Here is a 13177-nt window from a genome sequence, read left to right as displayed (position 1 = left end):
CTTAGCTTTAAGAGGCATATATATGTTCGGCGCCAGTGAATCCATAGAGACAAAGCCAAATCCCATCAGTTTCCACGCCGTGACGCTCGCGACATTCTTCGGTGCGTCCGCGGCCCCGACGCCGCTCTACCGGATCTACCAGGAGAACTTTGCGGTCTCCCCGGTCCTGATCACGGTCATTTTTGCGGTCTACGCCTTTGCGCTTCTCTGCTCTCTGCTGGTTGCGGGCTCAATCTCCGACCATCTCGGCCGCAAGCCGGTGATCTTTTCCGCACTGGTCCTGGAAATCATCGCGATGGCGTTGTTCGTGGTTGCCAGCGGTCCCGGCTGGCTGATTGCGGGGCGGATCGTGCAGGGGTTGGCGACCGGCATTGCTGGCGCTTCCATCGGGGCGGCGCTGGTGGATGTCGATCGGGCGAAGGGACAGCTCGTCAATTCCATAGCACCGCTTTCGGGCATGGCAATCGGCGCGATCGGGACCAGCGCGCTGATCCAGTACGGGCCGTTTCCGCTGCATCTGGTCTACGCGATCCTGCTGGTTGCCTTCATCGTCCAGGCGGCGGCAATTTGGGCCACAGACGAGACGGGCGGAACGCGGCCGGGCGTATGGGGATCGCTGAAGCCGCGTATTTCAATACCGCCGCAGGTCAGGCCCTCACTCGCGCTGGTAACGCCGATCAATATCGCCAACTGGACGCTTGGCGGCTTCTATCTGTCGCTGGTGCCCTCCCTCGTCGTGAGCACCACAGGAAACCATGCACCACTCACGGGCGGCTCCGTAGTAACCGCGCTGATGGTGGCCGGCGCCACCGCCGTCTATCTCAGGCGCGGCAAATCCGCGATGGAAAACCTCGGCTTTGGGACGCTCGCGACCACGCTCGGCATCCTGACGGTCGTTGCCGGCGTCCATCACGGCAGCGTGCCGCTGCTGCTCGCCGGAACGGTTCTGACCGGCGTCGGCTTCGGCACCAATTTCCTCGGATCCATCGGAACGATCATGCCGCTGGCCAAGGCCGACGAAAGGGCAGAGCTGCTCTCCGCCTTCTACATCCAGAGCTATCTCGCGTTCAGCCTGCCGGCGATCCTCGCAGGCTTCCTGGCGAAATCGCTTGGCTACCAGCTGACGACCGACATCTACGCCACGGCGATCATTCTTGTGACCGGCGCCGGCTGGGTCGGGCTTCGCGCCGCGCAGGCGAAGACAGCGCGCCGGGCAGCCTGAGGCACACGCCCATCGGCGCTGGTCTGACCAAGGTCGAGACGGATCGCGAGGCAGACGGAGAGCAAAACGAAAAAAGGCCGGGCAAACCCGACCTTCCCTTCCATCTCAACGAACCGTGCCAGTACATCCGTGGTCACGGTTCGGAGATGATATTTCTAGCCTGTTAAGCTCAGATAGCCTGCAGGCGATCTGCCGACATCTTGCCGGAACGCTTGTCAGCTACGAGCTCGTAGGACAGCTTCTGGCCGTCCGTGAGGTCGCGCATGCCAGCACGTTCAACTGCAGAGATGTGAACAAAAACGTCTGCAGCGCCGTCGTCAGGCTGAATGAAGCCGAAGCCCTTGGTTGCGTTGAACCACTTAACTGTACCTGTGCTCATGACGATATCCTTTTCAAATCGTACATAGAATATACACGCCGGCCAAACCGAAGTGCGATGAAGACCGATTTTGGAGGAAGTTCGCCAGGAACGGCACGAGTGGCCGAAACAAAGTCCATCTAGCAAGATCGATGGCCGAGCTTTTACTCGGAAATTGTGTTCAACGCAAGGCGCTTTTGGCAAGTCGTGCCGCTTGCCTTTCCTGATCCCAAAAAGGAGGTGCACGATCGGAATGGCCCGCTTGATAGTGGCGCGATTTATCAACCTCAGTCGCCCGGCCGGTTCGGCAGACTTGGCTTGGAATAGCCGCCGGCGTGAACGCCAGCGGCTATGGTCGACTGCTCGCGAAGGTATCGCCCGGTGGCAAAGGCTGCCTATCTATGCCGCCTCTTTCGGCCCTGCATACGGATCAAAACGTCCGTAGAACATTTCGCCGCTCGCGGCCATGTCCTTCAATAGCGCCGTTGGCTCGAAGTGCTGACCATACGAGGCCGCAAGCTTCCCGCACAGCGCGACGAAGGTCTTTACGCCCATGCCGTCGATGTAGGAGAGCACGCCGCCGGTGTAGGGCGCAAAGCCAAAACCGAGGATGGAGCCGACGTCGGCCTCGCGCGGGTCGGTGACGATGCCCTCCTCGATCGCGCGGGCGGCCTCCAGCGCGATCGTGACGAGGAAGCGCTCCTTGAGGACGGCGACGTCGACCTCATCGGCCTTCTTCTGCGGATAGAACGTCTTGAGTTCAGGCCAAAGCGACTTCTTGGCCGGTTTCGCCGGGTAGTCGTAGAAGCCCTTGCCGTTCTTGCGGCCTCGACGGTCGAGCTCGTCGACCATCCTGTTGATCAGCGCAAGGTGCTTCGGATCGACGGCGGCTTCGCCGAGATCGGCGACGGTGGCCTTGAGGATCTTCTGGCTGAGATCGATCGCCACTTCGTCGTTTAGCGACAGCGGGCCGACGGGCATGCCGGCCATCTTGGCGGCATTCTCGATCATCGCGGCGGGCACGCCTTCGATAAGCATATCATAGGCTTCGTGGATATAGCGGAAGACGCAGCGATTGACGAAGAAGCCGCGGGTGTCATTGACGACGATAGGCGTCTTCTTAATGGCCGCGACATAGTCGAGTGCGACCGCGAGTGCCTTGTCGCCGGTTTCCTCGCCGAGAATAACCTCCGTCAGCATCATCTTCTCTACGGGGGAGAAAAAGTGCACGCCAATGAAATTGGCCGGACGCCTCGAGTTTTTCGCAAGGCCTGAGATCGGCAGCGTCGAGGTATTGGAGGCAAAGATCGCGCCCTCGGGCAGAACTGCTTCAACAGCCTCGATCACCGCCTTCTTCACGTCGCGATCCTCGAACACCGCCTCGATCACCAGGCCGACGTCCTCGAGATCGGCGAATTCGGCCGACGGGGTGATGTGGGACAGGAGTGCCGCGCCCTCTTCATGTGTAAGACGTCCCTTACCGATAGAATCCTTCACCAGACCTTCGGATACTGACTTCCCCTTGGTCGCCGCTTCGATGTCGCGATCCACGAGGGTGACGGGAATGCCTGCCGCTGCAGTGACATAGGCGATCGACGCGCCCATGAAGCCGGCGCCGACAACACCCACCTTCTTGAACTCCGTCTTGGGGATCCCGGCTGGGCGGCGTGCGCCCTTGCCGAGCTCCTGCATGGAGATGAACAGCGAGCGGATCATCGAGAAGGCTTCGGTGGTCTGCAGCACCTCGGTGAAATAACGCTGCTCGATCTTGAGCGCCGTATCGAACGGAACCTGCAGGCCCTCATAGACGCATTTCAGGATCGCCAGGGCGCCGGGATAATTGCCCGCCGTCTCGCGGCGCAGGATGGCTGGCGCTGCCGGCCAGAGTTGGGCCGACGCCGGCGTCCAGATGCCGCCGCCTGGCGCTTTGAACCCTCTTTCGTCCCAGGGGGCGACGGGCTTCAGTCCATCCTTGATCATCTGTTTGGCGGCCGGGATCAACTGATCCGGATCGACCACCTGATGCACGAGGTTCATGGCCTTGGCGCGTGCGGCCGTCAGCGACTGGCCGGTCGTCATCATTTGCAGCGCCGACTGGACGTCCGCGAGGCGCGAGACGCGCTGCGTTCCACCGGCACCGGGGAAGATGCCGACCTTGACCTCGGGAAGCGCGATCTTGACGCTCTTCGCATTGGAGGCGACCCGGCCATGGCAGGCAAGCGACATTTCCAGCGCGCCGCCCATGCAGGTGCCGTTGATCGCGGACACCCATGGCTTGCCCGATGTTTCCAGCTTGCGGAAAAGGCCGGTCATACGGCCAACGAGATCGAACAACTTCTGGGCGGCGTTGGCCGGATCGCTTACCTTCTCTTGATTGTAGAAAGTAAACATCGACTTGATCATCGACAGATCGGCTCCACCAGAAAAGGTGGACTTGCCCGAGGTGACGACCACGCCCTTGACGGCGCTATCGGCAACCGTCTGGTCGATGATGGCGTTCAGCTCCTCCATCACGTCCGCCGTGAAGACGTTCATGGATTTGCCGGGCATGTCCCAAGTGACGAGGGCGATGCCGTCTTCGTCGGATTCGACGGTGAAATTGGTGTACGTGCTCATGGGGGATTCCTCTTCCCTGAATTCTCTGGCGGCTAAGCCCCCCTTGTGGGGAGGCGTTGGGAAGGGAGCTTGTGGCAAAACCCCACCCTCGCATTCGCTCGACCCTCCCCGCAAGCGTGAGGGCCAGACCACTCAGACCCGTTCAATAACCGTTGCCGTGCCCATCCCCGCACCAATGCAGAGGGTGACCAGCGCCGTGTTGAGGTCGCGGCGTTCCAATTCGTCCAGCACCGTGCCGAGGATCATGGCGCCGGTGGCGCCGAGCGGGTGGCCCATGGCAATCGCGCCCCCGTTGACGTTGATCTGGTCGTGCGGGATCCCGAAGGCCTGCATGTAGCGCAACACCACGGCCGCGAAGGCTTCGTTGAGCTCGAAGAGATCGATGTCTTCAAGCGTCATGCCCGTGCGCTTCAAAAGCTTCTCGGTGACGTCGACCGGCCCGGTCAGCATCAGCGCAGGATCCGAGCCGATGTTGGCGAAGGCCTTGATGCGGCCGCGGGGTTTCAAGCCCATGCTTTCGCCGCCAGCCCTGGAGCCGAGCAGGACGGCCGCCGCGCCGTCGACGATGCCGGAGGAATTTCCGGCGTGATGTATATAGTTGATGCGCTCGACCTCCGGATGGGCCTGGATGCCGACGGCTTCGAAACCGCCCATCTCCCCGGGCATCTGGAAGGAGGCGTTGAGCGAGGCCAGCGCCTGCATGTCTGTGCCGGGGCGCATGTGCTCGTCATGAGCCAGGATCGTCAGGCCGTTTTGATCCTTCACCGGGACAACCGAGTTCTTGAAGTAACCCTTGTCCCAGGCGTTGGCGGCGCGCTTCTGGCTTTCGACGGCATAGGCATCGACGTCGTCCCTGCTGAAACCGTATTTGGTCGCGATCAGGTCGGCAGAAACGCCCTGCGGCATAAAATAGGCCGGAAAGTTGACTGAGGGATCCATGAACCAGGCGCCGCCGGACATGCCGAGACCGACGCGCGACATGCTTTCGACGCCGCCGGCGATCACGATGTCATCTGCCCCTTGGGCAATCTTGCCGGCCGCGAAATTCACGGCATCCAGGCCGGATGCGCAGAAGCGGGAAATCTGCATGCCGGGTACCCTGGTGGAATAGCCTGCCTCGAACGCAGCGGCTTTGGGAATGACGGCGCCGGCGTCCATGACGGGATCGACGCATCCCATGATGATATCGTCGACGGTTGACGTGTCGAGGCCGTTGCGGTCGCGGATAGCCTCCAGGGTCTTGGCGGCGAGGCGCACCGACGGCACCTCATGCAGCGAACCGTCCTTCTTTCCCCGGCCGCGCGGCGTGCGGACGTGATCGTAGATGAAAACCTCGGTCATTTGTCTCGTCTCCCTATCGGCAGTGACGCCGGTGAATTCTGTGCGTCTTCTCCTCTCCCCGTTGGGGAGAAGAGGGAAATCGCCAATCAAAACGCGTCGGCGGCCAGCGTCATCATCGTCTCCGCGCCGGTCTCGATGCGGACCTTGCGCAGCGCCGTCTCCGGCATGATACGCTCCATGAAGAAGCGGGCCGTCACCAGCTTGTTGCGCAGGTAGCTTTCGCGCTCGATGTCACCGCTAGCAATGCCATCCTCGGCAGCCTTCGCCATTTTCGCCCACATGTAGCCGAGAATGACGAGACCGAAGAGATGCATGTAGTCTGTCGAGCCGGCCCCGGCGTTGTCGGGCTTCGCCATCGCATGCTGCATGAACCACATGGTTGCCGCCTGCACGTCGTTCAAGCCCTTCTTGAGGTTCTTGGTGAAGAAGCTCATCTGCTCGTCGCTGCGGTTTTCCTCGCAGAAATCGCCGATTTCCTTGAACAGCGCCACGACGGCGCGGCCGCCATTCTGGCCGAGCTTGCGGCCGACGAGGTCGAGCGCCTGGATGCCGTTGGCACCTTCGTAGATCATCGCGATGCGGGCATCGCGGACATACTGGCTCATGCCGTGTTCTTCGATGTAGCCATGGCCGCCATAGACCTGCTGGGCCATTACCGCATGGTCGAAGCCCTTGTCGGTCATCACGCCCTTGAGGATAGGGGTGACGAGACCAAGGATATCGTCGGCGGTCTGCCGCTGCTTCTCGTCGCCCGAGCGGTGGGCGATGTCGGATTTCAGCGCGGTCCACAGCAGGAAGGCGCGACCGGCCTCGTTGAAGGCGCGGATGGTCATCAGCGTGCGCCGAATATCGGGATGGACGATGATCGGATCGGCCTTCTTTTCAGGCGCCTTCGGACCGGACAGCGACCGGCCCTGAATGCGCTCGCGCGCATAGTTCGCGGCATTCTGGTAGGCGATCTCAGAGATTGCCAGGCCCTGCAGGCCGACGCTGAGGCGTGCCTCGTTCATCATCACGAACATGGCGTTGAGGCCCCGGTTCTCCGCCCCGATGAGAAAGCCGGTCGCCTCGTCGTAGTTCATGACGCAGGTGGCGTTGCCGTGGATGCCCATCTTGTGCTCGAGCGCGCCGCATGAAACGGCATTGCGAGCGCCTGCGCCTCCATCGTCGCCGACCATGAATTTCGGCACGATAAAGAGAGAAATTCCCTTGGTCCCCTCGGGTGCGCCCTCGATACGGGCGAGAACCAGATGGACGATATTTCCGGTCATGTCGTGCTCGCCGGCCGAGATGAAGATCTTCTGGCCGGAGATCTTGTAGCTGCCATCAGCCTGCGGCACGGCCTTGGTACGCAAGAGGCCAAGGTCGGTGCCGCAATGCGGCTCCGTCAGGTTCATGGTGCCCGACCATTCGCCGGAGACCATCTTCGGGAGGTAGGTCTTCTTCTGCTCGTCCGAGCCATGGACGATGATCGCCGCGATCGCGCCCTGCGTCAGGCCCGGATACATCATCAGCGACATGTTGGCGGCCGAGGTATATTCGCCGACAGCGGCGTGCAGCGTATAGGGAAGGCCCTGGCCGCCGAATTCCTCGGGAACCGCAAGACCAGTCCAGCCGCCCTGGCAATAGCCGTCATAGGCCTCCTTGAAACCCTTCGGCGCCGAGACCGAACCGTCGTCGTGGCGAACGCAGCCTTCCTGGTCGCCGGAATAGTTGAGCGGGAACAGCAGTTCTTCGGCAACCTTGCCCGCCTCGCCGAGAATGGCCTCGATCATGTCAGGCGTTGCATCGGCAAAACCGGGCAGATTGTTGTAGCGTTCCAGACCCAACACGTCGTTCAGGACGAAGAGTGTGTCGTTAACCGGGGCCTTGTAGACTGGCATCGTTCGAATTCCTCCAATTCGGCACGCCGGACGACACCGGCATTTGGAAGTCTCTTACAAAATATTGACGTTTGCGTAAACGTCAAATTTTACGCCAGCTCGAATTTGTGAGCGGACTTTCGACCTGGCTGTCGGAAACGATCAGGTGAGAACGTCCTCGGGCTGTCATATATTCCCTCAGGACACCAAGGAGGAGGCACCCCGATGTCCAAGATCAGTTCAAATCTATGGTTCGAGAAAGAAGCACGCAAGGCCGTCGAATTTTATGTATCCGTCGTTCCGAACTCGTCCGTGGGCAGACTGACGGTGCTGCCCGCAGAAAGTCCGAGCGGTCCTCCTGGAAGCGTCAAGATCATCGAATTCAAGCTGGGAGATCAGGAATTCACCGCAATGGAGGCGGGCCCCCTCGATGCCTTCAACCACTCTTTCTCCATTTCGGTCCAATGCGAGACGCAGGAGGAGATCGACCGGATATGGAAGGCCTTCCTTGAGAACGGCGGCGTCGAGGAACAGTGCGGCTGGCTCCGGGATCGCTGGGGCCTCAGCTGGCAGATCGTTGCGCGCGAGCTCATCGACATGATCTCCGATCCGGATCGCGAGCGCGCCAAGCGGGCCACCGAAGCCATGCTGGGCATGGTCAAGCTCGACATCGCCAAGCTCCGGGAAGCCTATCGCTGAAACGGTAACATCGCGCCTGGCACGGAACAGATGAAACGGCACATTATAAGGGTGCTATCTTTCCGCGATAGCTATGTGTAGAAGTCATCGAGACCTGATTTGACGGACGCTTCATGACTTCGACAGCCGCTTTCTTTCGTTCCAGCTTGCTCATGCTTGCCGTTGGAGTCCTGATATTGTGCGGCATTGTAGGCTCTTCTCTGTGGCTGGTGCAGACGAACCGTTCTGCGTCGGACGAAACCGCCTCACTTCGTCGCTTGCGCAGTGCGATCGTCAATCTCCTGACAACGGTTCAGGATGCCGAAACAGGCCAGCGTGGCTTTCTTTTGACGAATGACCCGGCCTATCTGGGCCCCTATACCAAAGCACTGGAAAACCTCCCGGCCCGAAGGCAGGCTCTGATCGACAATGTGTCGCAGCGTCCAAGCTACGCGTCGCAGCTCGACGCACTGAAGGCCGCGATCGACGGCAAGATCAACGAGCTGTCCACGACCGTTCAGCTGGCCAAGGACGGCAAGCTGCCGGAGGCGATTGCGGTGGTCCGCGACGATGCCGGCCGGGAATTCATGGACAAGGTCCGAACGATCCTCGCCAACTTCCTGGAGCAGACCGATGCTCGGCTGCGCGTGCTGGTCGAAACACAGCTTTCGGCGGCCAGCAATCTGCAATGGGTTACGATCGGCGGTGCGGTTGCGATCCTGCTCGTGCTCGGCGGCGCAGTCCTGATCATTGTCCAGCATGTCCGCGACCTGGCAAAGGCGACGGAAGAAGTCGAACTGCTCAATGTCGGGCTGGAGGCGCGCGTAAATGAGCGCACCCAGGACCTCATCCGCGCCAACCAGGAAATCCAGAAGTTCGCGTACATCGTCACCCACGATCTGCGGGCGCCGCTTGTCAACATCATGGGATTTCTCAGCGAGCTCGACACGGCGATGAAGGCCGTTTCGACCTATATCCTTGCCGACGAGAAGACGCCCAGCACAGAGGAAATCCGCGAAGCCCGGCAGGCCGTCGAAGAGGATCTTCCGGAAGCGCTCGGCTTTATTCGCTCGTCGACGAGAAAGATGGATTCGCTGATCAACGCGATCCTGAAGATCTCCCGCGACGGACGCCGCAAGCTGCAGCCGGATCGGATCGACCTCAGGGCGCTTGTCGAAGCGGCTGCGGCGAATGTTCACCACCAGCTGCTGGAAACGGGCGGCAGCACCGAAGTGCGTGCGCGGATCGGCACCATCGTCACCGATCGCTTCTCGCTCGAACAGACATTCGGGAACCTTTTCGACAACGCGGTGAAGTACCAGATGCCGGGGCGCCCGCTGATGCTGAACATCGATGCCTATCCCGACGGTCCGGGACGCATCCGGATAGACGTCAAAGACAACGGCCGCGGCATAGCCCCACAGGATCTTGAGCGCGTCTTCGAGCTGTTTCGCAGAGCCGGCGAGCAGGATCAGCGTGGCGAGGGCATCGGCCTTGCACACGTGCGCTCGCTAATCCGAAATTTGGGCGGAGATATTACGGTCGAGTCCGAACTTGGGCACGGCAGTACGTTCACTCTGACGCTACCGTCGGACCTCACCAAAATCGTACGGAGTATGGAACCATGAAAGCTACGGGTCAGGAAGTCACGATCGTCATGATCGAGGATGACGAGGGGCACGCCCGCCTCATCGAAAAGAACGTGCGCCGCGCCGGCGTTCACAACGAGATCGTACCGTTCACCCTCGGCAAGAACGCGCTGGACTACATTCTCGGGCCGAACCGCGACGGGACGCCCAGCAGAGATCGTTACCTGCTCGTACTTCTCGACCTCAACCTGCCTGACATGTCCGGCCTCGACATTCTGGCGCAGATAAAGGGCAACGAGCATACCCGCCGACTCCCGGTCGTCGTGCTGACGACGACCGACGACGAGCGCGAGATCCAGAAGTGCTATGATCTCGGCGCAAACGTCTATATCACCAAGCCCGTGGACTACGACGGATTTGCGACGGCGATCCGCAATCTCGGTCTCTTCTTCTCCGTCATTCAAGTTCCCTAACGAGTAGCCAAAATCTGTGCGCATCCTTTATGTCGACGATGATCCGGCCCTTGCCCGACTTGCCACGCGGGTTCTTGCGCGCAGCGATTTCGAAGTCGTCCATGCCCCTTCGATAGAGATCGGTCTGGAGTTGTTTGCGGCCGAGGCATTCGAGGCCGTCGTTCTGGACCACTATTTCGAGAACCAGACCGGCCTGAATTTTCTGGAAGCGATCGCCGAGATCGGAAGGCCGACACCGGTTCTCTACGTGACCGGATCGAGCGATGCCGACGTAGCGATCAGGGCGCTCAAGGGCGGCGCAGCCGACTACGTCGTGAAAACGGCGACCGACGACTTCTTCCCCCTGCTCGTAAGCGCGCTGAACCAGGCGCTGGAAAATGCGCGCCTTCGCAGCGAGAAGGATGAAGCGGATCGGCAGCTTGTTGTCGCCAAGGAGCGGGCGGAACTGCTGCTTGCCGAGATGAACCATCGCATCGCCAACAGTCTTTCGCTGGTTTCCGCAATGATCCGCATGCAGATGCAGATTTCCGGCAGCGAAGAGACCAAGACGGCACTCAACGAAACCCAGAACCGCATCACCGCAATCGCCGGCGTTCACCGCAGCCTCTACACCTCGGAGAATGTCGGAGAGGTGCAGCTCAACGTCTATCTGGGCCCGCTGCTTGCAGAGCTCGAGAGCACGAATGCAGCTGCCCAAGGCATATCGCTGAAGCCTGATCTTTGTCGGATTGCTACGTCTGCAGACAGGGCTGTAGCGCTCGGCGTTATACTGATCGAGCTTGTTACCAACTCGACGAAATACGCCTATCCGGCGGGAATCGGCGAGGTGCGAATCGTCCTGCAATCAACCGCCGAGGGCATCGCCCTTCTGTCCGTCGAGGACGACGGAATCGGATATAACCGCGCCAGTGGACCAAAGGGAACCGGTCTAGGAACGCGCCTGATCAACGCAATGGCAACGACGCTCGGGGCGGAGATCACCTACGGCCGCGAAGGTAAGCATTCGGGCACATATATTGCTGTCCGCTGGCAACAATAGGCGGCGCCGTTCTGGCGGGCCGGGATGCCTTCCGGCCGGTAGATGACGCAGCGCGGGCCGAGATCAAGACAGACTCTTTGAAGCTTCGACGAGTTCACGTGCCGTCAGGTGGTATCAGGGCGGTTGCTCGACGGGTCCTCCGCGCCGGCCGAAAACCGGCTTGGCGATGATCCCATTTCCTCGCACGAGGGTGGATAAGTTGAACAGTTCCAATGCTGTACGCATTTCTCTCCGCAAAATTCGGCAACGACCGTTTGCATCTGCGCCAAGACACGCTAGATTTTGCTGGCTAACCGACGAAAAAGCTTGGGAGGAGCGATTTCATGAGACGGACGTGGCCTGAAGAGTTCAACTCCATCCTGAACGGCGCAGACGAAGTCACACTCGACCTGCCGTTGATCGAACATGAGGACGGATCGCACACCGAAGCGGTCAGCCGCAAGGCCCTGAAGGTCAGCATGCCGATGGAGGAGTATGAACGTATCTGGCCACTGGCCGAGATGCGTTACAGGCTCGGCGGCGAGCTTGCGGGCAAAGCGATAACCCTGATCACCACGAACCCGCATTATCACCGCTGGCATCCGGCCGATGGCGGCAGCGTTGACAATGTCGCCGACAGCGGGCGTCACTACACGACGAAATACGTGACGGTGCATTTCCTGCTCGACGACGTCAGGGAGACGGCGGCGGCCTAACCCGCCGCAGCATCTTCACGCTGCGTCAAGCGCCTGCGTCAGATCGGCGATGAGATCATCCGGATGCTCGATGCCGATCGACAGGCGAATGGTCGATTCCAGCACGCCGATGCGCTGACGGACCTCAGCCGGGACGCCGGAATGCGTCATAGTCGCGGGATGGCTCGCAAGTGATTCGGTGCCCCCGAGGCTGACTGCCAGCTTGAAGATCTGAAGCGCATTCAGGAATTTGAACGATGACGGTTGGCCACCCTTGATATCGAAGGAAAAGGTCGACCCAGCGCCCGTGCACTGCGCCGCGAACGTTCGCCCGAGCGGCGAAGCTGCGTCATGGTAGGGCAGATAGTGGATCGCCTCGACCTTGGGATGGGCGCGCAGGAAATCGGCGACTGCGAGCGCATTGCTGTTTGCCCGTTCCATGCGGATCTGCAGCGTTTCCAACGAGCGGCCAAGCATCCAGCAGGAATGCGGATCGAGCTGCGTGCCTATCGCGCCGCGTAGGGCCTTCACCTGCTTCATCACAGCCTTGGGACCCATTGCCGCGCCGGCAATCAGATCAGAATGACCACCCACGTACTTCGTCAGGGAATAGAGCGAGATGTCGGCGCCATGCTCAATCGGGCGCTGGAAGACCGGGCCGAGCAGCGTGTTGTCGCAGGCTATGATGGGCGTGTGTCCCTGCTTCTTGCCGATCGCATCGCCAACCCGGCGGATCATCGCGACGTCAACGAGGCTGTTTGTCGGGTTGGCGGGGGTTTCGATGAGAATCACCGACACGCGACCCTTTGCCATGGCCTCCTCCGCAGCCGCCTGCACCGATGTCTCGCTAACGCCATCGGCGAAGCCGACAGCCTTAACGCCGAGATTGAGGAACGTCTTCGCAAGCAACGTCTCGGTGCCGCCGTATAGCGGCTGCGAGTGAAGCACGGCATCGCCGGGGCGCACGAAGGCAAGCAGCGTCGTTGCGATGGCCGACATGCCGGAGGAAAAAAGGACGCAGCTTTCAGTCCGCTCGTAGACGGCAAGGCGATCCTCGACGATCTCGCTGTTCGGATGATTGAAGCGGGAATAGACGAGGCCCGCGCCCTTGCCTTCCGGCGGCTCCTTGCGTCCCGAAACATAGTCGAAGAAATCGCGGCCGTCCTCGGCGGATTTGAATACGAAAGTCGAGGTCAGGAAGACCGGTGGCTTGACGGCGCCTTCCGATAGTTCCGGATCGTACCCGTAGTTCAGCATCTGCGTTTCGGGATGCAGGGCGTGGTTGCCGATATGGGTCTTGGAGGGATGCGGCGCGGTCATTGTCG

Annotated in this window: 11 protein-coding genes; 6 read left to right on the top strand and 5 right to left on the bottom strand. The window is 60.7% G+C overall.

Features of this window, described 5'->3' with window-relative positions:
- The first annotated feature begins 22 nt into the window (after positions 1–22).
- Complete coding sequence (locus tag AC1D2R_RS02625) at positions 23–1222, top strand: MFS transporter (RefSeq protein WP_477964450.1); 1200 nt, start codon at positions 23–25, stop codon at positions 1220–1222.
- 169 nt (positions 1223–1391) lie between these two features.
- On the opposite strand, the gene AC1D2R_RS02620 is transcribed toward AC1D2R_RS02625, so the two are convergent.
- From AC1D2R_RS02620 to AC1D2R_RS02605, 4 genes are all read right to left on the bottom strand, one after another.
- A complete protein-coding gene (locus tag AC1D2R_RS02620; protein ID WP_037060969.1) occupies positions 1392–1601 on the bottom strand; it encodes a cold-shock protein in 210 nt (69 codons plus the stop codon).
- A gap of 378 nt (positions 1602–1979) precedes the next feature.
- On the bottom strand, positions 1980–4196 hold the full coding sequence (locus AC1D2R_RS02615) for a 3-hydroxyacyl-CoA dehydrogenase NAD-binding domain-containing protein (protein ID WP_477964448.1): 2217 nt from the start codon (positions 4194–4196) through the stop codon (positions 1980–1982).
- 132 nt (positions 4197–4328) lie between these two features.
- Positions 4329–5537: an acetyl-CoA C-acetyltransferase gene (locus AC1D2R_RS02610; protein ID WP_477964446.1), complete on the bottom strand. Its 1209-nt coding sequence runs from the start codon at positions 5535–5537 to the stop codon at positions 4329–4331.
- 86 nt (positions 5538–5623) lie between these two features.
- Positions 5624–7420, bottom strand: coding sequence for an acyl-CoA dehydrogenase C-terminal domain-containing protein (locus AC1D2R_RS02605; RefSeq protein ID WP_477964444.1), 1797 nt, complete (start codon positions 7418–7420; stop codon positions 5624–5626).
- Positions 7421–7624: 204 nt separating this feature from the next.
- On the opposite strand from AC1D2R_RS02605, the gene AC1D2R_RS02600 reads away from it, so the two are divergent.
- The 5 genes from AC1D2R_RS02600 (at position 7625) to AC1D2R_RS02580 (ending at position 11873) form a co-directional block, all read left to right on the top strand.
- Positions 7625–8098 carry a VOC family protein gene (locus AC1D2R_RS02600; protein WP_477964442.1) on the top strand — a complete coding sequence of 158 codons (474 nt, stop codon included), beginning with the start codon at positions 7625–7627 and terminating at the stop codon, positions 8096–8098.
- Between the two features lie 113 nt (positions 8099–8211).
- Positions 8212–9705, top strand: a complete 1494-nt coding sequence (locus tag AC1D2R_RS02595) for a sensor histidine kinase (RefSeq protein WP_477964440.1) — start codon at positions 8212–8214, stop codon at positions 9703–9705.
- Positions 9702–10139 carry a response regulator gene (locus tag AC1D2R_RS02590; protein WP_477964438.1) on the top strand — a complete coding sequence of 146 codons (438 nt, stop codon included), beginning with the start codon at positions 9702–9704 and terminating at the stop codon, positions 10137–10139. Before AC1D2R_RS02595 ends, AC1D2R_RS02590 begins: the two co-directional genes overlap by 4 nt.
- A 16-nt stretch (positions 10140–10155) precedes the next feature.
- A complete protein-coding gene (locus AC1D2R_RS02585) occupies positions 10156–11178 on the top strand; it encodes a sensor histidine kinase (RefSeq protein WP_477964436.1) in 1023 nt (340 codons plus the stop codon).
- Between the two features lie 323 nt (positions 11179–11501).
- Positions 11502–11873: a hypothetical protein gene (locus tag AC1D2R_RS02580; RefSeq protein ID WP_477964434.1), complete on the top strand. Its 372-nt coding sequence runs from the start codon at positions 11502–11504 to the stop codon at positions 11871–11873.
- 15 nt (positions 11874–11888) lie between these two features.
- Here the strand turns inward: AC1D2R_RS02580 and AC1D2R_RS02575 are convergent, their stop codons facing one another.
- The gene (locus AC1D2R_RS02575; protein WP_477964432.1) at positions 11889–13172 is read right to left on the bottom strand and encodes a cystathionine gamma-synthase family protein; all 1284 of its coding nucleotides are present in this window, start codon (positions 13170–13172) and stop codon (positions 11889–11891) included.
- Between the last annotated feature and the right edge of the window lie 5 nt (positions 13173–13177).

Source organism: Rhizobium sp. P1_C7, from assembly GCF_056406295.1.
The sequence above is the reverse complement of the archived record's forward strand: the minus strand, read 5'-3'. Positions and strand labels throughout refer to the sequence as shown.

Bases quoted from the DNA above. Each gene is read 5' to 3' on its own strand.
- AC1D2R_RS02625 (WP_477964450.1), top strand. From the start codon at position 23: ATGTTCGGCGCCAGTGAATCCATAGAGACAAAGCCAAATCCCATCAGT.
- AC1D2R_RS02605 (WP_477964444.1), bottom strand. From the start codon at position 7,420: ATGCCAGTCTACAAGGCCCCGGTTAACGACACACTCTTCGTCCTGAAC.
- AC1D2R_RS02595 (WP_477964440.1), top strand. From the start codon at position 8,212: ATGACTTCGACAGCCGCTTTCTTTCGTTCCAGCTTGCTCATGCTTGCC.
- AC1D2R_RS02610 (WP_477964446.1), bottom strand. From the start codon at position 5,537: ATGACCGAGGTTTTCATCTACGATCACGTCCGCACGCCGCGCGGCCGG.
- AC1D2R_RS02615 (WP_477964448.1), bottom strand. From the start codon at position 4,196: ATGAGCACGTACACCAATTTCACCGTCGAATCCGACGAAGACGGCATC.
- AC1D2R_RS02580 (WP_477964434.1), top strand. From the start codon at position 11,502: ATGAGACGGACGTGGCCTGAAGAGTTCAACTCCATCCTGAACGGCGCA.
- AC1D2R_RS02575 (WP_477964432.1), bottom strand. From the start codon at position 13,172: ATGACCGCGCCGCATCCCTCCAAGACCCATATCGGCAACCACGCCCTG.
- AC1D2R_RS02620 (WP_037060969.1), bottom strand. From the start codon at position 1,601: ATGAGCACAGGTACAGTTAAGTGGTTCAACGCAACCAAGGGCTTCGGC.
- AC1D2R_RS02590 (WP_477964438.1), top strand. From the start codon at position 9,702: ATGAAAGCTACGGGTCAGGAAGTCACGATCGTCATGATCGAGGATGAC.
- AC1D2R_RS02600 (WP_477964442.1), top strand. From the start codon at position 7,625: ATGTCCAAGATCAGTTCAAATCTATGGTTCGAGAAAGAAGCACGCAAG.